The 24,019-nt window shown below is 65.2% G+C and carries 23 protein-coding genes and 3 pseudogenes; 10 read left to right on the forward strand and 16 right to left on the reverse strand.

The genetic code is table 11. The features are described 5' to 3' along the window. On the forward strand, positions 1-284 hold a 284-nt coding region (locus JTJ31_RS22020; protein WP_207540906.1), incomplete at its 5' end, for a transposase. Between the two features lie 77 nt (positions 285-361). Here the strand turns inward: JTJ31_RS22020 and JTJ31_RS22025 are convergent. Next, positions 362-883 (reverse strand): hypothetical protein, encoded by a 522-nt coding sequence (locus tag JTJ31_RS22025; RefSeq protein WP_207540907.1) that lies wholly within the window; start codon positions 881-883, stop codon positions 362-364. 327 nt (positions 884-1,210) lie between these two features. After that, complete coding sequence (locus JTJ31_RS22030) at positions 1,211-1,684, reverse strand: hypothetical protein (protein WP_207540908.1); 474 nt, start codon at positions 1,682-1,684, stop codon at positions 1,211-1,213. A 998-nt stretch (positions 1,685-2,682) separates the two neighbouring features. Here JTJ31_RS22030 and JTJ31_RS22035 point away from each other — a divergent pair. Beyond that, complete coding sequence (locus JTJ31_RS22035; RefSeq protein WP_207540909.1) at positions 2,683-3,645, forward strand: dienelactone hydrolase family protein; 963 nt, start codon at positions 2,683-2,685, stop codon at positions 3,643-3,645. Between the two features lie 143 nt (positions 3,646-3,788). Here the strand turns inward: JTJ31_RS22035 and JTJ31_RS22040 are convergent, their stop codons facing one another. From JTJ31_RS22040 to JTJ31_RS25440, 8 genes and pseudogenes are all read right to left on the reverse strand, one after another. Next, a complete protein-coding gene (locus JTJ31_RS22040) occupies positions 3,789-4,052 on the reverse strand; it encodes a transposase (RefSeq protein ID WP_207540910.1) in 264 nt (87 codons plus the stop codon). Positions 4,053-4,197: 145 nt separating this feature from the next. Beyond that, a pseudogene (locus JTJ31_RS25435) lies at positions 4,198-4,365 on the reverse strand (transposase); the annotation flags it as partial. An 874-nt stretch (positions 4,366-5,239) separates the two neighbouring features. Next, on the reverse strand, positions 5,240-6,442 hold the full coding sequence (locus JTJ31_RS22050; RefSeq protein WP_207540911.1) for an ABC transporter substrate-binding protein: 1,203 nt from the start codon (positions 6,440-6,442) through the stop codon (positions 5,240-5,242). A 17-nt stretch (positions 6,443-6,459) separates the two neighbouring features. Then, positions 6,460-7,398, reverse strand: coding sequence for a branched-chain amino acid ABC transporter permease (locus tag JTJ31_RS22055; RefSeq protein ID WP_207540912.1), 939 nt, complete (start codon positions 7,396-7,398; stop codon positions 6,460-6,462). Positions 7,399-7,507: 109 nt separating this feature from the next. Further along, positions 7,508-8,380, reverse strand: a complete 873-nt coding sequence (locus tag JTJ31_RS22060; RefSeq protein ID WP_207540913.1) for a branched-chain amino acid ABC transporter permease — start codon at positions 8,378-8,380, stop codon at positions 7,508-7,510. A 4-nt stretch (positions 8,381-8,384) separates the two neighbouring features. Further along, positions 8,385-9,089 (reverse strand): ABC transporter ATP-binding protein, encoded by a 705-nt coding sequence (locus JTJ31_RS22065; protein ID WP_207540914.1) that lies wholly within the window; start codon positions 9,087-9,089, stop codon positions 8,385-8,387. Continuing rightward, on the reverse strand, positions 9,079-9,867 hold the full coding sequence (locus JTJ31_RS22070; protein ID WP_207540915.1) for an ABC transporter ATP-binding protein: 789 nt from the start codon (positions 9,865-9,867) through the stop codon (positions 9,079-9,081). The genes JTJ31_RS22065 and JTJ31_RS22070 overlap by 11 nt, the downstream gene beginning before the upstream one ends. 379 nt (positions 9,868-10,246) lie before the next feature. After that, a pseudogene (locus JTJ31_RS25440) lies at positions 10,247-10,885 on the reverse strand (IS5-like element ISMex42 family transposase). Positions 10,886-11,029: 144 nt separating this feature from the next. On the opposite strand from JTJ31_RS25440, the gene JTJ31_RS22075 reads away from it, so the two are divergent. The 4 genes from JTJ31_RS22075 to JTJ31_RS22090 all read left to right on the forward strand — a co-directional run bounded on the left by JTJ31_RS22075 (position 11,030) and on the right by JTJ31_RS22090 (position 15,581). Then, the gene (locus JTJ31_RS22075; RefSeq protein ID WP_207540916.1) at positions 11,030-12,262 is read left to right on the forward strand and encodes an MFS transporter; all 1,233 of its coding nucleotides are present in this window, start codon (positions 11,030-11,032) and stop codon (positions 12,260-12,262) included. Positions 12,263-12,309: 47 nt separating this feature from the next. Further along, positions 12,310-13,212 carry a GNAT family N-acetyltransferase gene (locus tag JTJ31_RS22080; protein WP_207540917.1) on the forward strand — a complete coding sequence of 301 codons (903 nt, stop codon included), beginning with the start codon at positions 12,310-12,312 and terminating at the stop codon, positions 13,210-13,212. 161 nt (positions 13,213-13,373) lie between these two features. Then, complete coding sequence (locus JTJ31_RS25445; protein WP_408015435.1) at positions 13,374-13,691, forward strand: transposase; 318 nt, start codon at positions 13,374-13,376, stop codon at positions 13,689-13,691. Between the two features lie 660 nt (positions 13,692-14,351). Further along, complete coding sequence (locus JTJ31_RS22090) at positions 14,352-15,581, forward strand: NAD(P)/FAD-dependent oxidoreductase (RefSeq protein ID WP_207540918.1); 1,230 nt, start codon at positions 14,352-14,354, stop codon at positions 15,579-15,581. A 437-nt stretch (positions 15,582-16,018) separates the two neighbouring features. Here JTJ31_RS22090 and JTJ31_RS22095 read toward each other — a convergent pair whose 3' ends face one another. Beyond that, positions 16,019-16,336: a hypothetical protein gene (locus JTJ31_RS22095; protein ID WP_207540919.1), complete on the reverse strand. Its 318-nt coding sequence runs from the start codon at positions 16,334-16,336 to the stop codon at positions 16,019-16,021. A gap of 449 nt (positions 16,337-16,785) precedes the next feature. On the opposite strand from JTJ31_RS22095, the gene JTJ31_RS22100 reads away from it, so the two are divergent. Together JTJ31_RS22100 and JTJ31_RS22105 are read left to right on the forward strand one after the other, a co-directional pair. Then, a complete protein-coding gene (locus JTJ31_RS22100) occupies positions 16,786-17,469 on the forward strand; it encodes a hypothetical protein (protein WP_207540920.1) in 684 nt (227 codons plus the stop codon). Between the two features lie 257 nt (positions 17,470-17,726). Next, positions 17,727-17,975, forward strand: coding sequence for a hypothetical protein (locus tag JTJ31_RS22105; protein WP_207540921.1), 249 nt, complete (start codon positions 17,727-17,729; stop codon positions 17,973-17,975). A 190-nt stretch (positions 17,976-18,165) separates the two neighbouring features. Here JTJ31_RS22105 and JTJ31_RS22110 read toward each other — a convergent pair whose 3' ends face one another. Then, on the reverse strand, positions 18,166-18,552 hold the full coding sequence (locus JTJ31_RS22110; protein WP_207540922.1) for a response regulator: 387 nt from the start codon (positions 18,550-18,552) through the stop codon (positions 18,166-18,168). A gap of 579 nt (positions 18,553-19,131) precedes the next feature. On the opposite strand from JTJ31_RS22110, the gene JTJ31_RS22115 reads away from it, so the two are divergent. After that, positions 19,132-19,347 (forward strand): hypothetical protein, encoded by a 216-nt coding sequence (locus JTJ31_RS22115; protein ID WP_207540923.1) that lies wholly within the window; start codon positions 19,132-19,134, stop codon positions 19,345-19,347. 541 nt (positions 19,348-19,888) lie between these two features. Here JTJ31_RS22115 and JTJ31_RS22120 read toward each other — a convergent pair. From JTJ31_RS22120 to JTJ31_RS22135, 4 genes and pseudogenes are all read right to left on the reverse strand, one after another. Further along, entirely contained in the window at positions 19,889-20,404 is a 516-nt protein-coding gene (locus JTJ31_RS22120) for a glycoside hydrolase family protein (protein WP_207540924.1), read from the reverse strand. 186 nt (positions 20,405-20,590) lie between these two features. Continuing rightward, positions 20,591-21,423, reverse strand: a pseudogene (locus JTJ31_RS22125) (IS5 family transposase). 66 nt (positions 21,424-21,489) lie between these two features. Continuing rightward, a complete protein-coding gene (locus JTJ31_RS22130) occupies positions 21,490-21,645 on the reverse strand; it encodes a hypothetical protein (RefSeq protein ID WP_207540925.1) in 156 nt (51 codons plus the stop codon). A gap of 641 nt (positions 21,646-22,286) precedes the next feature. Next, positions 22,287-22,568, reverse strand: a complete 282-nt coding sequence (locus tag JTJ31_RS22135; RefSeq protein ID WP_207540926.1) for a hypothetical protein — start codon at positions 22,566-22,568, stop codon at positions 22,287-22,289. Positions 22,569-23,318: 750 nt separating this feature from the next. On the opposite strand from JTJ31_RS22135, the gene JTJ31_RS22140 reads away from it, so the two are divergent. Next, positions 23,319-23,918 carry a TetR/AcrR family transcriptional regulator gene (locus JTJ31_RS22140; protein WP_207540927.1) on the forward strand — a complete coding sequence of 200 codons (600 nt, stop codon included), beginning with the start codon at positions 23,319-23,321 and terminating at the stop codon, positions 23,916-23,918. The last annotated feature ends 101 nt before the right edge of the window (positions 23,919-24,019 follow it).

The following is a 24,019-nucleotide window of genomic DNA, read 5'->3' on the forward strand; positions in this document are numbered from 1 at the left end:
CTGGCAGGCACGCCGTGCTGCTGCTCGATCAGGCGGGCTGGCATCTGTCGGATCGGGTCCGGGTGCCGGCCAACATCAGCCTGCTGCCGCTGCCGCCGAAGTGCCCCGAGCTGAACGTCATGGAGAAAGTCTGGCAGTTCATGCGCGACAACTGGCTGTCCAACCGTATCTTCGCCGCCCACGACGACATCGTCGATCACTGCTGCCACGCCTGGAACAGGCTCATCGCCGAGCCCTGGCGCATCATGTCCATCGGCCTTCGAGACTGGGCCCATGGGTTCTGATCAACAGGACTTGGTATTACACGTCCTCGCACCGCCCTGGACGCAAAGAGCGAAGAAATACTGTCTGCCAAGGGCAATCAGCCTTTCATGGTCTTCAGATGCTCCACGGCTCTCCTCACGATCTCGAGGGAAGCCTTGGGGCGTTCGAGACCCAGTGGCTGTGTGCTGGCGCTGCTAGAAGCTCCTTCAAGATCGTCGATCTGGCTCAGAACCACGAAGGCGCTATGCACGATGACGTGGATGTTGGAGACGACCGCAGCGTCTCGGACCACGGCGAAATTGTAGGTCGCCAACGTCTCAACCGCCATTCTGGTGGCTGCAAGACCCGCGTTGGAACGGGCTTGGCCCTGGTGGCGTCCAGCGAGCCGTTCCACGGCGAGGTCCAACCCAGCCAGAATCCTGTCAGCCAGTTCAGATGCGTTACGGACGACCTCTTCGCGTTCTTTGCGCAGGCTTTTTTCCCCGCGCCTGCCTTGGCTGCTTGCAATCCACACTGCAGCCAAGATGGCGGCTGCAGATATAACTGCCTGGAACCAAGCGGCCCACGTCGTGCCCTGCACGTCGCTCAACCACGCTTGAACTTCCGGAAACTCCACCATGACTGATCGCTCCATGGCCTGTGCCGCGCCGATGGTCTGTGCGCTGCGAGAAGGCTGCAGGACCCGGGCGGATGTTGGCCCAGCCCTACATGAGAGCGCGGGCAGTAGGCAGGTGGGAGGCTAATGGCAGATCATCGTTCCCGCTCAATCGGATGCCGGGATAAAGTCCGGCAGCACAGCCTTCACCAGATCGCGGAACGTCGCAGCGACATCGTCGTCGCTGGGCACGCTCGAGAAAACTTACTGGAACTCGCCAGCTTCGGAGCTTGCAGCGTCAGGCCTCGGTGAAGCTAGCGCTGCTAGCGGCGGCTCTTCGCTTCCGCTCAATCAGAGGCCGGAGGAAAAATCAGGCAGCACAGCTCTCACGAAACCGCGGAGTGTTGCTGCGATATCCTCGTCGCTTGGCGAACTCGAAAAGAGGCGTTGGTAATCGCCCCCGTCATGCACTGCCTTGATCGAGCCATTGGCGAGTACGATGCAGCGAAGCGTCGCCAGCTTCCGCATGTTGAGCCCACGGTTTTGATGAAGGTAGAAAACAGCGCTGGTTCCAACCGCATCCTCATTGGTCCAGCGGCCAGTCTCGACGGTGCAGGCGCATCCTTTGGCCGGCGGTGTGAGCAGATATCCGGCTTCCGTCAGTTCTCGCCGGAGTTCGTGCACGGAGGAAGGAAGGGTCTCGAAGTTAAGACTCAAGATCCAAAGCGCGCTGGCTTTTATACGATGCGAGTTCGGTTCATCATCATCTTCCCAAATAGGGATGCTATTCTCGGCTGGCCCGAAATCTACAGTGACGTCACGCATCGTCTTCGTCCCTCCGTCGGACTTGGTCCTATGGAACGTCCCGAGCTGTTGTTTCGATGCGTGACGACAGCCGCGCCTTCTTGATCCTTCGCGAGATCCATGCCGGCCCGGCTGCGGCCGCTCTTGGCTCCTCGTCCATCGGTACCCATCCGGTTCATGCCAGTGGTCTTACCCGTCGTCGGTACGGCTCGAAGGGACGAGCTTGTGCTGCGCGGTCAGTCAGTGACCTATCCCGAGAACAACTACGCGGAGCGGCAGCGCTTGGCACGCGAGGCCGGGGAGCGCTTGGGGCTGCCACCGCCGTGGCTGACGAAGTCGAAGCGGCCTGATGGTCCCCGAAGATGATGAAGCCCCGCCTAGTCCTCGTTGGGATCTCACGAAGCCAAACGAGGTGAGTGGGAGGCTTCGCATCAGAAGTACCGATGCCTGCGAGCGTTGGGACGCCACCGCCACAACGGCCCGCGAAATTCGAAGCGGCGAGTGTAACGGGAGACGACTTCGGGGCGGACCCGGCGATACCACGAGCGGAACCAGCCATGGTGGACGATCAGCATTGAGGCGAGCGCATCTGACTTGAAGTGAAGGCACCACGCCTTCTTGGTCGATGGCTCGTACGATTAGGCCAGGTGAAGGTCGAGTTGGCAGTTATGCGTGCTGTCGGATCAGGCGCATGTCGGACGGGCTCGGCCCGCCCGACTGGTGTCTTGATCTCAGCCCGTCGGCCGACGTCGTTCATCAGAGCCGGACTCGATCACTCTTGCCAGAGGCCGACCCCATCGAGGCCGGCCCAGGCGCCCTTGATGACCCGAAGCGGCGTGCCTTCGCGTATCCGGCATCTGGCGAGGTCTTCAAGCGGCGAGTGGCCAAGGGTCACAGCTAGGGCGCGGCGACAACCTGTGCCGCCAGGCGAAGGACTAGGGCGTGTGGACAAAGCAGAGTGCTTTTTTCTTGACCTGATCGCCCCGGCCTGCCCGAGACTGGTCAGGGGAAGCGGAGCGATGCGGCGGTTCCTGGCGGTTCTCGGATTGGCCTGTCTGCCCTGGATGGCCGAGGCGCAAGTCGTCCCGCGCGTGGAGCTTCACCCCTTCGAAACCCGCACTCCGACCGACCAGCAGTTCCTCACCGGGGCGGCCGACACCTCGCGCGTGACCATCGCCGGTGAACTCCGCCTGCCCGTCGCAGGGACCGACCGCCTCCCTGCCGTGGTGCTCCTGCACGGTTCGGGCGGCATCAGCTCACATCTTCAAGCCTGGGTGCATGAGCTGAACGGCATGGGCATCGCGACCTTTGTCGTGGATAGCTTCGCGGGTCGGGAAATCACCAGCACGGTGGCCGACCAGGACCGCCTCAGCCGGTTGGCGATGGTCGTGGACGCCTACCGCGCCCTTGATCTCCTCGCGGCCCATCCGCGGATCGACCCGGCGCGGGTCGCGGTCATGGGCTTCTCCCGTGGCGGCGGGGCCGCGCACTGGGCCGCGATGGACCGCTTCCGGGAGATGCACGCCGCGCAGTCACGGGCGCGCTACGCCCTGCACATCGCCTTCTACCCAACGTGCAACCGGGACTTCCGGGACGCTCTTGCCACTGGCGCCCCGGTCCGGATCATCCACGGCACGGCGGACGACTTCATCCCGATCACCGAATGCCGCGACCTGATCGGCAGGCTGCGCGCGGCGGGGCGAGACGCTTCAATCCTGGAGATCCCCGAGGCGCACCACGTTTTCGATGCGCCGGCAGGGAACCTCAGCCGAGCACCGCAGGCGCAGACCACGCGCGGATGTCCGAACATTCGTGAGACCCCGGAGGGGAACCTCGTGAACAGCGCGACCGGGCGTCCCTTCACCTATGCTTCTGATCCCTGCGTGGAGCGCGGTACGACATTCGGGCGCGATGCCGCGGGGCTGGAAACCGCGCGTAGGACTGTGCGTGACATGCTGGTGGCAGCCGGTTTCGCGCGCTAGGCGCCCAAACACCTGATGCATAGGCGGCTACAGCCGAGCAGGGCAAAGCCGAGAAAGCTGCTTGCGGTGTGGTCGTAGCGGGTAGCGACCCGGCGGCAGTTTTTGAGGCGGTTGAACAAGCACTCGATGCGAGCGCGCAGGGCCTAGAGGCGTTTGCAGACCGAGTGCTGGACCTTGCTGCGGCGGCGTTTGGCCGGGATTTCCGGCCGCGTGCCCCGGTCGCGGGCATCCTGCCGCAGGCTGTCGCTATCGTAGCCCCGGTTGCCGAGCAGCACGCCAGGATCCCTGTCCCGCTCGGCCATGAGGGCGCCGTAGGCGGTCAGGTCGTGGGCCTCGCCGGGCGTCAGAACGACCGCAATGGGCAGGCCACGGCACTGGCGCGCAGGTGGAGCTTGGTCGAGAACCAACCACGTGAGCGGCCCAGGGTCTTTCTCTGCGTCCCCCCCTTGCTCCAGCGGAGCAGTGGTGTGCCCGGACGATGGTACTGTCGATCATCTGCAGCAGATCGGTCTCGTCGCCGCTGTCTGCGAGCGCCTGCAAGAGCACGTCCCACACACCGGAGATGGCCCAGCGGCGGAATTGCCGATGGACCGAATTCCAGTTGCCGAGTTCCTTTGGCAGGTCTCGCCATCGCGCGCTGGTTCGGGCAATCCAAAAGATGCCGTCCAGCGCGCGACGATGATCCTTCGGTGGACAGCCGCCCTGTGCCGACCACTCCAGGGGACCAGCTTCGAGTCACGCCAGCCCGTGCCGGGGAACCCCGCTTCGCCGATTTGTCCACGCGGCCCAGATCAACCGAATCCATGGAAGACGAAAATGCTCCAGAGTCTGGCGAGAAAGGGCACTGTCAGTGGCACGAGATCAAGGTCTGAGCCCGCGGCCTACCCGACTTGGTGCCAGCCGAAGCTGATTGCGACAAAGTCATTCGCATCCTGCGGCACCATCGGGATCATGGACGGCAAGAGCGGGCCCGCGCGATCTCGACTGCCCGCTTCGCAAGGGATGGAGGGATGGGGCGCCCTGCTCGGATTGATGCAGGATTGCCCGCTACTGATGCATCGCGTGATCGATCATGCGGCCCAGCAACATTCTCAGCGCGAGGTGATTTCGCGCTCCGTTGAGAAACCGATCCATCAGACGAATTACGCTGCCAGCCGCCAAAGGGCGCTCCGCGTGGCCTGCGACGGCGTCCGCTTGGGCGACCGCGTGGCGAGCATGGCCTGGAACACCTCCCGCCGCCTCGAGGATCCGGTCATCCACACGCCGCCGAGGCCGCCGCAATCGCCGTGCCGCACCCGCGGCGGGGAGCGCCCCCGCTCGTCGTGCCGAGATCCAATACTGCCCCGGCCAAGGAGGCGCTCCTCAGTTTCCTGGAGGGAACGGTCGCCAAAATGGTGGCTTCCCGACGACGTGGCGTTTGTGCGCGAATTGCCCCACACGGCGACGGGTAAGGTGGACAAGAAGGCGCTCCGCCTGCTCGTGCACGACCGGCCATCGGCAACAGCGGCGAAAACCTCGGGCCGGCCGGAAAGCTGCCCCCGGCCCGCCAGGGTGGCTCTGCCAAGCCCCTTGCTGGCCGGGCGCGGGCGCCACCCTAGACGTCGGACCCCTCGATCGCCTGCCCGAAGCGGACCCAGGATCGCCCGTCCCATCGCTGGAGGTGCATCCGGCGGATGACCTTGTAGTTGGAGGGCTGGCTCTGCACCTGTACCCCGGGCAGCAGAGTTGGCAATTCCATGGGCGCGATGTTGGTGGCTTGGCGCAGGACGTTCTCGCGCGAGAAATCTCCGCCGCACTGGCGGAGCACGTGGATCATGGTGGAGCCCACCCCGTACGCGTACAAGTAGTTGTTGTCCGTGAGATCGGCTTCGGGCAGGTATTGCCGCATGAAGCCGCGCCACTCCTTCATGCCGGCGTCGTCGGCCCAGGCGGGATCGGTTTGATCCTTCAAGTATGCGGACGTCATCAGGCCCGCGGCACGCCCCGGCCCGGCGGGCTGGATCACCGCGCCGGCCGAGATGGACACGTTGGTCATGAACATCATCGGACGCCAGCCAATGTCATGCACGCGGCGGATCGCCTGGGTGGCGAAGCGCGGAAGGATGCCGCACACAAGCACGTCGGCCCCTGTGGACTGAAGCTGCACGATCTGGCTGTCGATGGTCGGGTCCGTGGCCTCGTGTGACGCTGCGCGGACCACGGCATCGAAGCGCGCGCCGACCACGTCGCGGACGCCCGCGAGGTAGTCCCGTCCGAAGTCATCGTTCTGGTAGAGCACAGCGATCCGCGCGTCGGGCTTCTGCGCCAGCGCATGCTTCGTGTAGATCTGCGCCTCCGTCCGGAGGCTCGGCTGCCAGCCGATGGTGAAGGGGTACTCGCTCGGGTTGGCCCACTTGTCGGCGCCGCTGGCGAGGAACAGGTGCGGCACGCGGCGCTGGTTCATGTAACGGTGGACAGCGCTGTTGGTAGGCGTGCCGAGTTGGTTGAAGGTGAAGGCCACGCGGTCCTGCTCGACGAGGCGGCGCGTTTGCTCCAGCGTGCGCGGAGGTTGGTACGCGTCATCGTACACGATGAAGCTCACCCGCCGCCCTTCGACACCGCCATGGTCGTTGAGGCGCTTGAACAACGCCTCTAGGCCGCGCGAGATCACCGAATAGGCAGAGGCTGGCCCCGAGAGCGCGTTGGTGCTTCCAATTCGGATCTCGTTCGCGGTGACACCCGGCGCCTGCTGTGCGGGGGCGATCCGCGGGACTGCCAGTGTGCCGGCGGCAAGCAGGAAGCGACGGCTTGTGGTCATGGCGTTTCTCCTCGGTTCTAGGTGGTCCGGTCCTCCGCGCTCCAGCCGATCCGCTGCGCGGCGCGGCGGATCAGCCCCGCGATCCCATCGGGCATGCCGACCAGGAAGACGATCAGGATGACACCGTAGACGACCCCTGGCGTGGCGCGGCTAATGCTCTCGGCGATGCTGGGCACGAAGAGCACGAACAGGCCACCGAACACCGGGCCGAGGACGGACGCCACGCCGCCCACAACCATGCCGACGAAAAGCGTGATAGACAGCGGGAGGCCGAAGCTGTCGGGCGCCACGTACTCGATCGTCACAGCCGAGAGCGCGCCGGCGACGCCCGTGATCATGGCCGAGACAGCAAAAGCGCGCGTTTTAAGCGCGGCTATGTCCATGCCAGAGGCCTCCGCGGCGACCGGATGGTCGCGGATGGCCATGAGGGCCAGGCCGATGCGGCTGCAGACCAGGTTGGAGGTGAGCCAGAAGCAACATCCGGCCACGAGCACGGCCAAAAGATACATGTGCTGATCCGGGTCGAGCGGAAGCCAGGGCGGCGGCTCGGGCTTGGAAAGGAACAGCCCCTGTACGCCGCCGGTCCACGCCTCCAGCGAGCGGTGCTTGAGCAACTGCGGCACCGCAACCGCTAGGGAAAACGTGACGAGTGCCAAGTAGAGTCCGCCGAGTCGCAGCGCCGGTAGCCCGACTCCGTAGCCGACGATGCCACAGAGGGCGGCGGATGGGGGGAGGGTCGCCCAGAAGCTCCAGCCTGCATGCGACATCAGCGCCGCGGTGACGTAAGCGCCGATCGCGAAAAAGGCTCCGTGACCCAAGGAAATTTGGCCGCTGTAGCCAGTGACGATGTTCAGACCCAGAACCGCCAGCGCCATGATCACCGCGACGGTCAGTTGGAAGAGGTGGAAACCCTCAAGCAGCCAGAGCGGCGCCAGGATGGCGGCGAGGCTGGCCACCGGTGGCAGATAACGCCGCAGCCTTATCGCCGCTCCGCGCGCGGGCTGTGACGCATCCGCAGGGTTGGGCCGGATGGGGGGCTTGCCGCACACGCCCTCCATCGCGCCCTCACACTCTTGCGTGGACGATGCGGCCGAACAGCCCGGAGGGCCGCAGGACCAATACGCCGATTATGATCGCGAGCGCTACCGTCAGCTTCAGCTCGGTGCCGACAAGGTAGGGCCCGGCGAGGTTCTCCAGGACGCCGACGAGAAATCCGCCAGCAACCGCGCCGGCCGGATTGTCGATGCCGCCGAGGAGCGCGCCGGCAAAGGCGTAGAGGAGCACGCCGAGCATCATGTTTGGGTCGAGGAACACGATGGGCGCCACCATCATCCCCGCCACCGCGCCGATCATGGCCGCCAGTCCCCAGCCGAGCGCCAGCATCCGCCCCACCCGGATGCCCACCATCTTCGCCGAGGCGGGGTTGTAGGCCGCCCCACGCATCGCCAGCCCGAGCGAGGTTTGGGTGAAAAACAGGTAGACCAGCAGCAGCACGGCCAGCGTGACGCCGACGCTGCCCAGCTGATGCGCGGAGATCAGCCCTCCCAGCGCCGGCCCATGGCCTTCGAAGGGCGACGGGAACACCTTCGTGGTGTACCCGAACACCCAGCCCGTCAGGTTCCCAATGATGAGGAGCATGCCGATGTAGACCCCCACCTGGGTCAGGACCGGCGCGTGCTGCACTGGGCGCATGATCAGCCGCTCCACCAGCGTACCCATCACGAAGGAAACCGCGAGTGTCGCAGCGAAGGCCACCCAGTACGGAAGCCCTGCCTGGATCAGCGTGAGCGCAACGAATGTGGAAAGCGTCGCCATCTCGCCTTGAGCGAAGTTCACGTGGTGCGTCGCTCGGTAGATCATCACGATGGCCAGCGCGACGGAGGCGTAGATGCCGCCCGTCGCGACGCCGGCGGCAAGCTGGAGAAGGAAGGCGTCCACGTTCTCAGTACCCCAGGTAGGAGCGGCGGATGGCTTCGTCCTGCCGAATCTCGACGGCGGGCCCCGCCAGGACGATGCGCCCGGTTTCCAGCAGGTAGGCGCGTTCTGCGAGGTCCAAAGCGAGGGTAGCGTTCTGCTCCACCAGCAGGATGCCCACCCCGCTCTCCTCGCGCACCCTGCGCAGGATGCCGAAGATGTCCCGGACGATCAGCGGTGCCAGCCCGAAGGAAGGCTCGTCCAGCAGCAGGAGCCGCGGCCGCATCATCAGCGCGCGCGCGATGGCGAGCATCTGCTGCTCCCCGCCCGAGAGCGTGCCTGCCTGCTGCCGCCAGCGCTCCTTCAGGAGCGGGAACCATCCGCACATCCGCTCGAAGTCTTGCCGGACCTTTGGGTCACGCCGGGTGTGGGCGCCGAGGCGCAAGTTTTCCTCGACCGTAAGTTCCATGAAGGTGCCACGTCCCTCCGGCACGTGGGCGACGCCGCGGCGCGCAATGCTCTCGGTCGCTTCCTTGGACACGCGCTCGCCACCGAAGACGATTTCGCCTTCGGCGCGAACCATTCCACAGATGGCGCGCAGTGTCGTGGTCTTGCCGGCACCGTTTGCACCGAGCAGCGTGGCAACGTCGCCTTCCCCGACCTCGAAGTCGAGGCCGTGCAGAACGGCAGCGGTGCCGTAGCCGGCCTTGAGGCCCTTCACCTCAAGCAGCATGGACCGCCTCCGCGCACTGCCCGTCACCGAGGTAGGCGCGGAGGACCTCGGGCGAAGCGCGGACCTCGTCCGGCGGGCCATCTGCGATCTTCCGGCCGAAGTTGAGCGCGACCACCTTGTCGGAGACCCGCATCACCAGGCCCATATGATGTTCGACCAGCAGGATGGTGACGTCGAAGCCAGCGCGGACCTGCTCGAGCAGCTCAGCCAGCTCGTCCACTTCAGCATGGTTGAGGCCCCCGGCCGGCTCGTCCAGCAGCAGGAGTTTGGGCCGGCAGGCTAATGCCCGCGCCATCTCGACGCGCTTCTGGACACCGAAGGGAAGGTCAGCGACCCGCATGTCCGCCAGCGGGGCGAGCGAGAGCAAGCTGAGCAGTTCGCCGGTGCGCTCGGCAGCGGCGGCGCCCTCGGCGCGGGCGGACGGCAAGCTCAGGGCATTGGCCAAGAAGCCCGACCGCCCGCCGGAATGCGCCCCGGCGATGACGTTGCCGCGCACTGTCATCGAGCGAAACAGCGCTAAATTCTGGAAGGTGCGACCGATGCCCAACGTGGCCATCCGGTGCCGTGGCATCCTCGTTATCGTCTGGCCGGCGAAGCGCACCTCACCGCCACTTGGGCGGTAGATGCCGCTGACAACGTTGAAAAGCGTCGTCTTGCCAGCGCCGTTTGGGCCGATCAGCCCGCAGATCTGCCCGGCTTCGACGTCGAAAGAGACGCCCGCCACGGCGGTGACGCCGCCGAAGCGCATGACAACGTTTCGGGCCTCCAGAAGCGGCATTCTTCGGCACAGCTCCTAGCAAAGCCGGAGCGACCCCAAGCCCAGACGCCTCGTGTCCGCGCTCGAGGACCGCCGCACCTCAATTGTCCGCCAATAGCAGCCCGGAACGGCAACCCGCTGCAAGCGTGATTTTCGCGCCGGCAGTAAGACCCACTGCGGCATTTTCCCCGCAGGGCGTCGATTCAAGGCTGCAAAGCGAGAGGTCTTCTGAACACCAAGGAGCATCGGCGCCGACCCGACGAAGCGCGACCCCTCGGGCAGGCCCTCGACGCTGGCGGGGGCGACCATCTCCGCGCGGATAGTTCCGACGGAGGCTTCTCGGGGAAGGAATTTCCGTCGGCCTAGCATCCCGGAGAACTATGGTCCTTTAATGCCCAAGCTATTCGAGCGCGGCGGCGAGGCAGAGGACGCCGAGGAAGGGAGTCGGGATCCAGTACTATCGCGCGCCACCCATTCAGCTTGGCCCAGAGGTCTTCGAGGAGGCGACGAGTGGCGTAGGACCACTCAGAGCAAGCGACGGGCGCTTCATTGCGATTGGCCGGTAAGCGGGCCGGGCGCCGAGATGCCAGATGTGCTCGCGAAAGGCATGACTCAAGTAACCGCGATCCGCCACAACCCAGTGCGGAAAATGGGTAAGCGTGCGAGCAGTGACTTGCCGTGCAATAGTTCGCGAGTTCATGCGCCTGACCGGCATTAGTGCAAAAGCCACGGCGGGACCTGCGCGTCAGCGGTCATGCACGCCTTCGTGCGAAGCCGCCCCGCGAGCGGCCAAGCGCCTCGGCGCCGCGTGGATGACGCCCGACGCTTCGGCTCTCTTTTGCCGCGGCCGCCCCCACACGCCCAGCCGCGGCCACCGGATGAGGGTCGGCGCCGCCATCCACCACGGCCCCAGCTCGGCGGGGATAGCGTGCCGCCTCGCCTCGTTCTTTTGTCACCAAAGGATCGCCGCCATCGTGCGTCGTAGATGGCGCGGCGCCACCTTGGCCCGGGGGCGGCACGTCTCCGCCAGCGGCTCCAGCGCTGCTCATTGTTCGCCCGTCAACGCCGATGCCGCTCCCTAGAAAGGCGGCACGCCCGCCACCGCCCATCGTTCAGGTAGGGTTAAACTTCTGCGCCCCAGCATTCGGCGCACCCGGCACGGAGATTGCCCGTGGCTGCAAGCATGTCCGGCACGTCCGACGGCAGCCGCGACCATTGGATTGCCCTCGTCCTGATCATCAGCATCCGGGTGGCACTGACGATCCAAGTGCAGTGCGTGGGTGCGCTGGGCCCGCTGCTGCTGGCCGATCCTGGCCTTGGCCTCGGCTACGCTGGGCTCGGTGCGCTGATCGGTGCCTACATGCTGCCCGGCACTCTGGTCGCCTTGCCCTCGGGCTGGCTCATGGCTCGTCTCGGCGAGCGGCGCATGGTGTTCGCCGGCCTTGTGTTCCTCACCGTGGGCGGCCTCGCGCTCGCCGCGGCTCCGGGCTTTGGGACCGCCCTGACCACTCGCCTCGTCTCCGGTGCGGGCGCGGCACTGCTGAACGTGGTGCTCTCGGCGATGGTCATGGCCCGTTTTACAGGGCCAACATTGGCGCCTGCGATGGGCGTCTTCCTCGCGGCCAATCCGCTTGGCATCGGGATCGCGCTCGTGACATTGCCGATCCTTGCCGCCGTGGCGGGATCGTGGCGTGTGGCGGTGCTGGCCTCCGCCGCCGCGTGCGCTCTCGCGCTAGCCATCACGCCATTCATCCTGGCGAAGGATCGGCCAGCGCCCGCGTCACACGTCGAGACGCAGCCGGCGGGCGGGGCGCTCGGTGAGGCCTCGCTGCGGCCCGGTGAGTGGGGCCCCGTGCTGGCCTCCGGGATCGCCTGGGCCGCCTTGAACGTGGGCTATGTCATCTTGCTGAGTTTCGCCCCGGCACTGCTGGCCGGACGCGGCGCCTCCCCCGAGGCAGCCGGTGCGCTGGCAAGTCTCGCGGGGTGGGCAAGCATTCCCCTCGCGCCGCTTGGCGGCGCGCTCGCGGCGTGGACGGGACGGCCGCTGCTGGCTGTCGTCGGCTGTTTGGGCATCACGGTGATGGCCGTTCTTGCCTTGGCGGCAGGCGTGGGCCCGCAATCGGCAGCGCTTGTCGCCGCGGGCCTTGCGGTGAGCGTTGCTGCGACCGTGATCATGACCCTGCCCGCCAGGGCTCTTGCATCCGAGAGCCGAAGCTTCGGCATGGGGATCTACTGGACGATCTTCTACGTCGGAATGGCGGGACTGCCGCCGGCGGCAGGCTGGGTTGCTGACACCGCGCGCGGCGCGGCTGCGGCGCTCGGGACGGCCGCGGCCTTCTTTGGCGCTGCAATCCTGGCGGTTGCGGCCTACGGTGTTCTGATGGCGCGACGAAATTCTCGCGCAGGCGCGGGTTAGCCAGCAGGCGCTGTTTGTGACCGGGCTGTCCAGAGAAGAGGTGGCGCATGTCCATCACCTACCGTCCCGCAACCAACGAGGACCTCGAGCCGGCCACGCGGATCGTGCAGGATGCCTACAACGACCTGCGCGTGCGCCATGGCCTGCCGCCCAGCATCGCCCTGGGCCCGCCGCTGTTTCAGGCCTTCTCCCTGGCCGAGCCCTCGTCCAGCCTGTGGGTGGCCGAGGCAGAGGGCGCGCTCCAGGGTTTTGCTTTCTCCTGGATGCGGCAGAGCTTCTGGTTTCTCGCACAGCTCTTCGTTCGGCCCGGCACCCAGTCGCAGGGCATTGGGCAAGCCATGCTGTCCCGGACGCTGCGGCATGCCGAGGAGAACGGCGCCGAGAACCGGGCGCTGATCACCATGGCCTACAACACGGCATCGACGGCGCTTTACATCCGGAACGGCTTGTATCCGCGCGAGCCGCTGCTGCGGATGATTGCAGCTGCGCCACTTGTGGCGGCGCGGATCGGTCCATCCAAGATGGAGGTGGCGCCCATTGAGCCTTGGCCGCAGTCACGTGACTGGCTGAGCCGCATTGACGAGGAGGTGCTGGGTTTCAGGCGTGAATCACATCACGCCTTCTTGCTCGGCGGCTTCACGGCTCGCGCGCTGAGTGTTGCGCAGGCTGGCAGGCCCCTGGGCTATGCCTATGTTTCGCCGACCGGCCATATCGGACCGCTTGCGGTATTGCCCGAGGCCGACCCGTCGGACGCCCTCAGGGCGGTGGTGCGCGACACGCTCGAGCTTCAGCCGAAGCAGGTTTCGATGGTTGTGCCAGGCCGGGCCCAGCGAACGCTCGACACAGCGTTCGAACTTGGCTTTCGGATCGACGAACCCTTCGTGCTGCTCTCTGCCCGACCGTTCGGGGCATGGACCCACTACCAGCCCAGCAACCCGGGCATCATGTGACCGCACCGCTCTTGCTTGCGCCTCTGGCCGACGCAAGCGGCGGTCCGCTTAGGCGCACAAGGACCGTAAGACTGGCATTTCTGCTCAAGAACATTAAGGCCTGTTAGTCCCTAAATCTCGCTGCGGTCGGCGCGTTGGGCTTGCTTTTGCGTAGGCGAGCCATGCTGACCGATGACCGTTGGGCGGTGTTGGAGCCGCTGATCGAAGCCTGCCGGCTGCACGCCAAGGTTCCGCCGCTCCACCTGCGGCGGACCATTTTAGCGATCCTCTGGCGGTATGAGAACGGGGCGAAGTGGCGCGCCATCCCGCAGAACTCGGGCCTTGGTGGATGGCCGCCCATCCTTTCACCCGCTTGTCGCGCCTGGTGTGTGAGGGCAGTTGCTCGCCTTGGCACAGGAGCGCGGTTTGGTGCTTGGCATGGCCTTTCTCGACGGCACCGCGATCAGCGCGCATCAGAAGGCTGCGGGTGTGTCGGATAAATAGGCCCACCGGCGCCTCCGACCCACGCGGCAGCACCGAGGCACTCGGTCGCTCCCGCGGTGGCTTCGGCACGAAGGCGCGCGTGATCGCCGACGGCTCTGGCAGAGCAGTGGCCTTCGCGCTCACACCCGTTCAGGCGCACGAGTTACCGCAGGCCGTGCCGTTGCTGACGCGGGTGCCCGAGGTGCCGCTCTGGATCGTGGAGGATCGCGGCTACAGCAGTCGCGCTTTCCGCGAGCACGTCTGGGCCTTGGGGCGCGGCCCGCTGTGCGGGCCAAGCGCAACGGGGCGTCTATCTCGTGTTCCGACTGGGCCTATGCCAGCCGCCCCTTCGCGGAGAACCTATGGGCCCGGCTGAAAGCTGAAAAGAGTGAAGGGCCGTGGCCACCCGATACGAGAAGACCGCACGATCCTTCTTCGGCCTCCTCTGCCTCGTCGCCGCGCTCGGCTGGCTCAAGCGTTAACGGGGGCTCAGCTGCGGATGACTTGGCGTCAGTTCCCCTCCCACTTCGTATCGATCTTACACAGTAAGCCATCGGCGAGAGGGAGCGGCTTCATGCGTGCGGCGGATTCTGTTGTCGTTCGCATGCGGCGGGAGCAAGATAGTGCCCGGGCGTACCCACGCCTCGTGGGCGCCCCGCGAGCGCGAGAGGTGCGCTATGGCCGACCAACCAGACGTCGTAATCATTGGCGCTGGGATTGCCGGCGGGGCTCTTGCCACTGTGCTTGCTCGCAACGGCTTGGACGTGCTCGTGCTGGAGAAGACACAGGTTCACCGTGACCGCATCCGCGGCGAATGGCTAGCTCCTTGGGGCGTCGCCGAGGCCAGCGGGCTCGGCTTGCTTGACGTTCTGGAAGGCGCCGGCGCGCACTATACCACCCGGACAGCTCCTTACCGGGAAGGCTTGGACCCAGAGGCGGCACGGACCCGTTCCATCAATCTTGCCGCCTTGTTGCCGGACGTCAGCGGTGCGCTGAACGTGGGCCACCCGCGCCTGTGCGAAGAGCTCGACACTGCCGCCTGCAAGGCCGGGGCGACGCTGATGCGCGGAGCGTCTAGCATGTCGATTGAGCTTGGCGAGTGCCCACGGCTCGGCTTCAACCACGATGGGCGACGGCACGAAATATCGCCGCGGCTGATCATTGGCGCCGACGGACGAGGCTCGGAGGTGGCCCGCCAGAGCGGCCTGCATGCGGAGGCCGATCCGGTCCACCACATCATCGCGGGGCTGCTGGTTGAGGGCGCCGGGGCGTGGCCACAGGATGAGCAGACCTTGGGTGCCCATGGCAAAGCCACGCTCTCCGTCTTCCCTCAAGGCGGCGGCCGAGTGCGGCTCTACATCAACTACGCCATCGCCGAACGCAGGCGCTACGCTGGTGCTGAGGCGGCTCGCAACTTCTTGGCCGCTTACCGCGTGCCATCGCTGCCCTTCGGCGAGGCTCTGGCGGCAGCACGCCCGATCGGGCCGTGCCATGGTTACCCAAATGCCGACAGTTGGATTGATGAACCGGTCACGCGCGGCGTGGTGCTGATTGGGGATGCTGCCGGTCACAACGACCCCACCATCGGTCAAGGGCTCAGCATCACACTGCGCGATGTTCGTCTCGTCTCCGAGATCATTCTCAGTGGCGACAGGTCCGATAGAGCCTTCGCACCCTATGTCGAGGAGCGCCGTGAGCGAATGCGACGCCTTCGCTTCATCGGCCGGCTCGTTTCTACACTCCATGCCGAATTCTCGGAGGAGGCGCGCCAACGGCGTTCCCGCGCCTGGGACCGTACTGGAGCGGACCCAGCGACCGGGCTGCCCTTGATGTCGATGCTGAAGGGACCTGACGCCCTTCCAGCGCACGCCTTTGAGCAGGAAGCATGGAACCGCCTGCTCGCCTGAGGCTGACGCGGCCGGAAATGGTCAGCGTTGCGGGGAGTGCCTTCGCGACCCCAAACTTCCCAGTCCCCCTGCCTTAGTCGGGGCTGAGAGCAACGGCCAATGAATAGTGCTGCCCGGAGGGGGGGCCAGTCCACCCGAGGCAGCCGTGCGCTCCACCGAGCGCAAACAGACCCTGGTTCCACTCCTAGCGCCAACCCACTCGCGAGGCGGTCCCGGGGTACGTGCGCAGCGGCACCAACCCCATCGAGGCAGAGAGTGAAGTTCGCGATTCCTGCGGGGACGCTCGCATTCATTCACCAACTACCTCCCCGAGCGATGCTTCCTGGCAGCAGGACGCCTGGACGTGATGCTCAGCCGTGCGAGCGTCTAGTCCTCCGAAGCACGTTATCTTCGCTTGGCAACGCGGCTTTCTCAGCCGCCTGCAGATGCACGACGGATCAAGCGATCGGGCCTGCGAAGGCGGCGAAGTTGAAGTCCTGGATCGTGCCGATGCTGCCAGCCGTCACCGGCAGGTTGCTGCCGGCGCTGACGGCATCGACCGAGAAGGAGCCACCGGCACCTGTGACGCAGGGACCGACCACATTGGAGCAGAAGTCGATGGCCACGGCATCGGCGAGACGGACATTGGCGCCGCTGCCATCGACACCCTGGAAGATGCCCCCGAAGTCGATCGAGCCCGTCAGGGGCGCCGCGCTCACCGCGACAGGCGCCGCCAGAAGGGCAAAGCCCAGAACCGCTTGCTTCAGAATCTGCACAGTATTGTTTGTCCTCTTTGTGCGGGGCCAGGATGGCCTGCCAAAACACCCGACGTTACGGGTCAGCACACAAAGCAAGAGCCATGCCAGCAATTAATTTTTTCGCGATTTCAAAGCCTTAAGCCGTATAGCTGCCCCTCCTCTTATGAGTGCGCATAGTTACCGATGCAGGCGTCGGTTTCACATCAACAGAAAATATTTCCCGTTTTCTGAGCGAAACAAGCAAGCATACATCGAGCTTCGTCGGCTTTCTTTACAGTTTGCCGAACTCCTGTGATGGAAACCTCTGAGGAATCATGCCTTCGCATGCACTTAGCCACATGGCCCGGAAATTGCTTGTTATTTTCCGACGGGTCATCGCTCGTTGCGACACTTAGAGGGACACGTTTCCTGTTCCAACAAGGTTCGGAAGCATCAAAAGCATTACGGTCCTAGGAGGACCCACCAACATGAAGAAGCTTGCACTACTTGCGACGACCGCCGCGTTTGTTGGCCTGAGTGCCTTCGCCCAAGCGGCGCCGACGACGATTATTGCCTTCTCTCAGGATGCGACGGCCAACACCATTACCGCCTCCGCCAGCGGTGGCACTTCGACCACTGTGACCGGGACGAATGTCGCGGTGACGGTGTCGGCCTATGAGGACAGCACCCCGACCCCGTTCAGCGCGTTCCTGAACCTGAATGCGATCAGCACGGGTGCTGCGACACTTGCCGCTGGCGATGTCTTCCAGCCCTTCGCCGGCACCTTCAGCATCACCTCGGGCTTGGGCGGCGGCGGCACCAACTACCTGTCCGGCAGTTTCTCCGACATCGCCCTGGCCGGTTCGCGCATCGCAGGGCCGGCCGGAGGTTTCCAAGCTGGCCTGATCGCAAGCCAGCCCCCGGGCTCGGTCAACTTTACCTCTGACCGGGTCCCAGCCTCCAAGCTTCAGGATCCGTCCGCGATCGGCTTCACCTTCACGGCCCTTTCTGAGGCGCTTGGCATCTGCGGCTCGACGATCTGCGGCTTCACGGCGAGCGTCAGCGGCAATGCAAGCGCCTCGCAGGTGGCCGTGCCGGCTCCCGCGGGCCTTGCTTTCATGGGTATCGGCCTGCTTGGCCTCGCCGCGGTCCGCCGCAAGGTCGCGGCCTAAGCACACTTTGCTTCCTCAAACGGTGTGACTAGGTACGGCCCCGGCTCTTCCGAGCCGGGGCTGCTTCTGCTCCACAGGAACTTCTACCTCGGATGCGGTACCAAGAGTGCGGACACCGGGGCGCGCAGATCACGGTGCATGGCGACCCTCGCTCGGCCGGTGGGTGGAGCGGGATGGGCTGCTGCCGGTGATGCTGGAGGAGTAAGCTGCGCTTCGGCTATTGCGGGCGAAGTAGCAGCTCGGCTCTGAGGTGAGACATGCGCGACACCGTTCTGACCCCGCCCAATCCCCCATTCGGAGAGATGGCGGAGTTCACAGACGACACAGGGAACCACGTCTATTTCTCGCCGTTGCGCGGAGCGGGCGAAGCCCCCTCGCTGAACATTGACGCCCATGCGCTTGAGGATGGGACTCTAAGGGATAGCGTCCGCGTCTCCCTCACGATGGATCAGGCCCGCGCCCTGCGCGATTACCTCAACCGCCTGGACCTTTCCGGCCCAAATTAGCCCCCGCCCGAAGGCGGGGGCTCTAGGCTCAGGCGGCCTGACTGCGCCTCCCGATTGCAAACGCAGCCATAAAACTCAACCAACCAGCCAAAGCACCTTGAGCGAACGGCAGTGTGGCACAGCGAGGCCGTTACGAAACTTCAAATTGTGCTTTGCGTCATTCCTGCAGAAAAACTTCCTGACAGGCGCCTCAGGCGGCAATCCGCGACCCAAGCTGGTCTTGCAGGGCCTGGATGATATCGGCGGGCTCGCTCGGCTTCTCGCACAAGAGGGCGTCGCGAAAGGCGGGGGCGAGGGCGCTGCGGTCGTAGCCGGTGCAGAAGACAAGCGGTATGCCGCGACGCCTGAGGGTATCGGCCACGGGGTAGACGCTTTCCGTCCCCAGCTTCACGTCGAGCACGGCCGCGTCGATGCGCTCACAGCGCGTAATGAGTTGCTGCGCGGCGTGCAGCGTGGCGACAGGGCCCAGAACCTCGGCCCCGACCATCTCCAACTCTTCCGCCAAGTCGCGTGCCTTGAGGTACTCATCCTCGACGATGAGGATGCTTCGCCGCGTAAGCTTTCCAACATTGCACACAGTAATGCTCCCGGACCTTTCGTGATTATCAAGCGGGGCCCATAGTGATGCCCGCGGGCCGCGTGTGACTATCAAGCGGGATGCATGCTTGTGCACGTAAATTTTTGTTAGCTAAACCCTCCCATGCTGCGAGCGGTTAACGTTTTACTCAGGGCCACCTGACGAGACCTTCTGCCGCTTCGCGCTCCATCTCCGCCACGCGTGCTCGCAAGTGTGGCGGCAGGCGCACGGCAGCGGCGCCGTTAGTATCGGAAGGGCATCGCACTTCCCACCGGCCACGGCGCAGCCACGCAAGGCCAAAGGTCACTACGGCTGGCCCCAAGCGCACGTCCACCAGCACCAGGGGCGTTCCGCGGCCCTCCGGTCCTTACCGCACGCTCGCTACCGCCAGACCATCCTCGCCCCTCGCGCATGCGCGCATAGATGGGCGTGATTCTCGGGCGGGCCTCCTTTACGCCGTATCGTCCCGGCGCTGCGCTGCGCGCAGTTGGTCAGTCTCAGTCTGGGTGCGCAGAAAATGCGCTGCCGCAAGCGGGTCCGCCGCATGTCGGTTTCCCTGCCCCGATGTTAGGGAGGGGCATGCCAGACGACCTCGAGCTGATTGAACAGGTGGGGCCCGAAGGCGGCCCGCGGTACCGCTACTGGGGAGCCGAGATCTCCTGCAACAAGGTCAGCGCCGTGGGCCGGCTGCATATGGAGGGGCACCCCCTCGACGGGATCCGCTTCGGGGCGCCAACCACCATCACTTACTTGGTCAATCTCTGGTCACAGAGCAGCGGCTGCCGCACTGGCTGAAGGCGGTACCTAAGAAAGGGGGCTAAGGATTGGCTTCCTTCTTTCGTTCCATGACGACAGGCACCAACACTGAGGATCCTGGCAGCCGGATGCTGCCAGCGATTACGCCCTCATGCTGCCGACTTCCCTTCAGCACAATTCCCAGACCCGCAGCGGCCCTACCCAACAAACTTGGCTTGCCGTCAGCGTGGCGATGCGAGGAAGCCCGAGCAGTCAGGACATCCCCCTCAATTTCGTAGCGACCAGTCCAGGTGAAGCTGCCGTCGCCGCCATACAAGCGGCCACCATCCAATAAAAAAACCAATCGGCAAGTTAGTTGGGCTGAAGTCAGTCTCGAAAGACACGCCAAAATAGAGAGCCCAAACATCCTCGATATTACCGTACATAATGTATTCCTGGGCATAGAAAATTGAATTCGATTACTTCAGCGTATTAGAATAAGAGTAGCGCCGCGTAAACTGCGGATCATTAAAGTATTCATCGCTACGCTATTTTTATCTTCAAAGATTGGGCAACCTTACACGGCGTCGCACCGTGAACGTTACGGCAGCAGCGGCCAGTCATCCACATGATGGGTCTCGGCCCAAGCGCGGCGCTTCGCCTCGACCGGGTCCATGCCCAGCGCATAAGCCGCCTCGGCCCAGCGGCGCCGGCGCAGCCCGAGCTGGGGATGATCTTTCGAGTTTCGATAGGCCCGCATCTGGTGCGCGGCCTCGCGCCAGCGCTCCTCGCGCAGCAGCTGCAGGAGCGTCTTACCCCAGGCCGACATCCGGCCGAGGTTGTTATTCATCTGGATCCCGGCCGCCCACCAGCGCGGCGGCAGCCCGTCGGGGAAATCCAGCGCCAGGTCGGCCGCCGCGACGGAGAGGTCGCGCGCGGCCATCCTCTCGGCCTCAGCCTGGGTCACGGGCGGGGTGCTGGCGGTGACTGGCTTGCCCAGCAGGTCGCGTGTCGAGCCGATGCCGATCGTCCAGACACCGTGCGTCTTCAGGTCGAGGTAGGACTTGGAGCGGAATTCCTCGAAGGCCTCGGAGAGCGCTAGCTCTTCGGGCGGCACGCCGGCCTTGATCCGGGTCGCTCGCGGATCCGCGCCGAGTTGGGGCAGAGGAAGAGGCTTCGTGGCTTGGCGCGATCTCCGCCTATGCCAGGCGCCAGCCCTCGGCGGGCCCTTCCTCGAAGGTGCGGGTCGTCGGCAGAGGCTCCGATTGTAAGCTCGATCGGCCGCCATGTCGTCGAGCATGCGCTAGGGTGCGTGGACAAACCTCATCCAGAGGCGGATTGAGGACAGGGCGGCGAAGCCGACGAAGCTGTCGCTGGTCTGATCGTAGCGGGTGGCGACGCGGCGGCTGTTCTTCAGGCGGTTGATGAAGCACTCGATACGGCTGCGCAGCGCGTAGAGCGGGCGGCTGACGCTGTGCTGGACGTGGCGGTTCCGCTTGGTTGGGATCTCTGGCACGGCGACCACGGTCGCGCAGATCTTGCCGGATCAGGTCGCTGTCATAGCCTTTGTCGCCGAGCATGATGGCTGGGTCGCTGTCGCGCGCCGCCATCAGCGCATCGTAGTTCGAGCAGTCGGCTTCCTGCCCGGCGGTCACATGCAAGGCGATGGGCAATCCATACGCGTTGCCGCGGATGTGGAGCTTGCTCGTGAAGCCACCTCGCAGGGCACCCATCGCGGCTTGCCGCGATGGGACCCGTAGCGGCCAAGACCCTGTCGATGAGTCCCCCCCTTCCGCCGGCGGCGCAGTGATGCGCCCGGATGCTGGTGCTGTCGATCATCTGCAGGAGGTCGGCCTGCCCGCCGCCATCGGCCAAGGCCTCGAGCATCACGTCCCAGAGGCCCGAGGCAGTCCAGCGCCGAAACTGGCGGAACACCGAGTTCCAGTGGCCCAGCTCGGATGGCAGGTCACGCCACGGCGCGCCGGTGCGCGCGATCCAAAAGATGGCGTCGAGCACTCGCCAGTGGCTGCGCGCTGGCCGGCCGCCCAACGGACTGGCTGACACCACGAAAGGTTCGAAGAAGGACCATTCCTCATCCGTCAGCAGCCCACGGATCAACGCCGATCTCCATGCCAAAGATCAGCGTGGAATCACGTCCGCGGTCAGCTGGGAATCCCCCAGCCGCCAGTTTGTCCACGCGACCTAGAGGGCGCCGCAGCGCTGCAACTCGGCGACGGTGGCGGTCTGCAGCGCCGCTGGGAATTCGGTGAACCAGGGGTACGGCATGTCAGAAACGGCCGTCGTGCAGCCGGCCAGCAGCATCGTCGCGCTCAGCAGCGTGTGCATCAACCTCGGCATGGCGTCTTGTCTCCTCGGCTCAAGCCGCCCGATCGGCGGCCTCTCGGATCAAGGCGTCGTCGGCGGCATCGCGGCGCAGCCAAGCCAGGAAGCCGACGATCGCGATGGCGACCACGCCGGCGTCGGCCAGCTAGAGTGTCGCCGGCGAGGTCAGCATCGGGGTCATGGGGCCGGCCTCTCGAGCTTCTCGACCTTGGCGCCGAACTTCCCGATCTCACGGCGATCATCCCCGCGAGGGTCGCATCGGTCGGCGCCAGCTTCGCCAGGGCATCGGGTACGCGCGCCCGCACGGCCGCGACCCCTGCAACGATGATGGCGGGCCTCGCCGCCTCGACGCGGGGTCGGCCGCCAAGTTCGCGGCGATCTCGCCGGCGACACGCCCGACTGCATTGGTGACACGCTCGCCGAGCATGTTGGCCAGCCAGATATTTAGGGCCACGCACCCCGATCGTGCCGAGCACGGTCAGGACGGCAGGCGCCAATGCCCAGGCAGCCTGGATCACGGCATCCATTGCAAGGACCTTTCCTGCTTCTATCGAAATCGGCACCTCGCCCGCCGCGCTATAGGGTCGTCGCGACCAAGCAATTGGCCCCCACACCCGGGGGCGCTTGGCCGTGCTGCCAACAAGATGGGTTCGTGGCTAGCGCACTCCTTCACCACTGCGTCCTTGCCCCCGCTCCCACTTCCTCACGGCGGGTGTCTTTTTTGCACTTAATTCCCGCTGGGCTTCGCTATTCCGCAGGCCAGATTGGTTCTTCAAGACCGAACTGCGCGTGAAGCGCGGTGACGCGCTGGCGCAGGTCATTCCGGCCGTGCTGAAGCCGGTGAGGCCGGTCCTGCTCGGCGCGTAGTGGGTATGGATCTCCTCGAGTTCCGTGTCGAGATGGTCGCCGCGCTTCGAGAGCCGCTTCAGCTCATTCACCAGGCGGTCGAAAATGCGCTGTGCGCTGGCGTCGAGCTGCTCGTCCGCCTAGCATTTCTGCTTCATGGCACCCTTTCCCCTCCCTCGGGGTTCAGCGTGCCCAAAAAAATTTGCGCTCCGGTCGGACCAGTTTCCGGGGTGAAGACCAGTTGGCATTCGGCACCGGGTCGGTCAGCACGAGGCCCAGGAATCGCCTGGACGACAGCCGGTCCTTGACGAGGTACTCGCGACGGCCGTCCCCGCGCGCGTGCCGCCCGTTCCAACTCCACGCGGAACATCGCGACATTCACCAACCCGGCGATCCGCTCGAGGTTATCGCCCTTCGCTGACAACTTCCGCCGTCGCTGAACGTCGAAGAACCCTGGCTGTCGAACCATCGCCCCACCTCGCGCCGCTCCGCATCAGTGAATTAGGCAGCGATCATCCTGACCGGGGTTTCTGGAGATGAATGGTCGCGTCCGCGCAGTTCGTGGACCAGCCAGGGCGTCATGGGACCTGTCTCCACCTGCCGTGCCTACCACAGAGGGTCTCTGGGATGCCACTGGCGGCACCTTCGACGCCTTCTCCCCAGACACTCTGCCGCATGCGGCTATCACCCGGGCTAAGCAGAAGACGCTCCTAAAATTATTTCCCTCCCCTGACACCTGTCCTGGTCCCACCAGCGCAGCCTTGATCGAAAGGCCAGGCTTCACTTGCGCTTCTCACCGAGATGTTATATAGCGGCCGCTATAAAACTGAGGTAAACTGTCCATGGCTCGGCCCCGTCTCTTTGACGAAGACGCTGCGCTCGACGCGGCGACCGACCTGTTCTGGGAGCGTGGCTACGCGGCGACGTCCGTTCGCGACCTCTGCTCAGTGACAGGGCTCGGGCCGCCCAGCCTCTACAATGCCTTTGGCGATAAGCAGGCGCTCTTTGCTCGGTGCTTGGATCGGTATCTCGACGCCAACCCGCTAGCGCGGGTTCGGCGCGCTGAGACTGCCTCCCCCCCGCGCGTGGCCCTGGAGCGCTTCCTCACCGCGGTGGCCGAAAGGTCCATTCTGGATAACCGAGGCTGCCTGCTTGTGAACACGGCCCTCGAGGTCGCGCCGCATGAGCCTGCCATCGGATCCGTCGTGGCGGAGCGTCTGGCCGAGATCGAGGTGTTTTTCTGCCGTTGTGTCGAAGCTGGCCAGCGGGAGGGCAGCATCAGTTGTGAGCGTACGCCGGAGGACTTCGCGCGCCTCCTGCTCGCGGTGGTGATGGGCATGCGCGTGCTGGCCCGCGCGCGTCCGGATGCTGCCCTGCTGCGAGGTGCGGTCGAGCAGGCCATCTCGCTGCTTGGGGCGCCTTCGTCGGAGGCAAAGCCATGACGAGCTTGATGACCCTCGTGCGCAGCACCGCACGCAACACAACGTCCGATCCGAAGGCAAATGGAGTTAAGGTCAGACAGCTTTACGAGCTTTGTGGGACG

This window comes from Sabulicella rubraurantiaca, from assembly GCF_017355885.1.
In the GTDB taxonomy this organism is placed as follows: Bacteria; Pseudomonadota; Alphaproteobacteria; order Acetobacterales; family Acetobacteraceae; genus Roseococcus; species Roseococcus rubraurantiacus.

What these genes read in the sequence shown, in the direction of transcription:
- JTJ31_RS22025 (WP_207540907.1), bottom strand. Translation starts at nt 883, where the DNA reads ATGGTGGAGTTTCCGGAAGTTCAAGCGTGGTTGAGCGACGTGCAGGGC.
- JTJ31_RS22030 (WP_207540908.1), bottom strand. Translation starts at nt 1,684, where the DNA reads ATGCGTGACGTCACTGTAGATTTCGGGCCAGCCGAGAATAGCATCCCT.
- JTJ31_RS22035 (WP_207540909.1), top strand. Translation starts at nt 2,683, where the DNA reads ATGCGGCGGTTCCTGGCGGTTCTCGGATTGGCCTGTCTGCCCTGGATG.
- JTJ31_RS22050 (WP_207540911.1), bottom strand. Translation starts at nt 6,442, where the DNA reads ATGACCACAAGCCGTCGCTTCCTGCTTGCCGCCGGCACACTGGCAGTC.
- JTJ31_RS22065 (WP_207540914.1), bottom strand. Translation starts at nt 9,089, where the DNA reads ATGCTGCTTGAGGTGAAGGGCCTCAAGGCCGGCTACGGCACCGCTGCC.
- JTJ31_RS22070 (WP_207540915.1), bottom strand. Translation starts at nt 9,867, where the DNA reads ATGCCGCTTCTGGAGGCCCGAAACGTTGTCATGCGCTTCGGCGGCGTC.
- JTJ31_RS22075 (WP_207540916.1), top strand. Translation starts at nt 11,030, where the DNA reads ATGTCCGGCACGTCCGACGGCAGCCGCGACCATTGGATTGCCCTCGTC.
- JTJ31_RS22080 (WP_207540917.1), top strand. Translation starts at nt 12,310, where the DNA reads ATGTCCATCACCTACCGTCCCGCAACCAACGAGGACCTCGAGCCGGCC.
- JTJ31_RS25445 (WP_408015435.1), top strand. Translation starts at nt 13,374, where the DNA reads ATGCTGACCGATGACCGTTGGGCGGTGTTGGAGCCGCTGATCGAAGCC.
- JTJ31_RS22090 (WP_207540918.1), top strand. Translation starts at nt 14,352, where the DNA reads ATGGCCGACCAACCAGACGTCGTAATCATTGGCGCTGGGATTGCCGGC.
- JTJ31_RS22100 (WP_207540920.1), top strand. Translation starts at nt 16,786, where the DNA reads ATGAAGAAGCTTGCACTACTTGCGACGACCGCCGCGTTTGTTGGCCTG.
- JTJ31_RS22105 (WP_207540921.1), top strand. Translation starts at nt 17,727, where the DNA reads ATGCGCGACACCGTTCTGACCCCGCCCAATCCCCCATTCGGAGAGATG.
- JTJ31_RS22115 (WP_207540923.1), top strand. Translation starts at nt 19,132, where the DNA reads ATGCCAGACGACCTCGAGCTGATTGAACAGGTGGGGCCCGAAGGCGGC.
- JTJ31_RS22130 (WP_207540925.1), bottom strand. Translation starts at nt 21,645, where the DNA reads ATGCCGAGGTTGATGCACACGCTGCTGAGCGCGACGATGCTGCTGGCC.
- JTJ31_RS22140 (WP_207540927.1), top strand. Translation starts at nt 23,319, where the DNA reads ATGGCTCGGCCCCGTCTCTTTGACGAAGACGCTGCGCTCGACGCGGCG.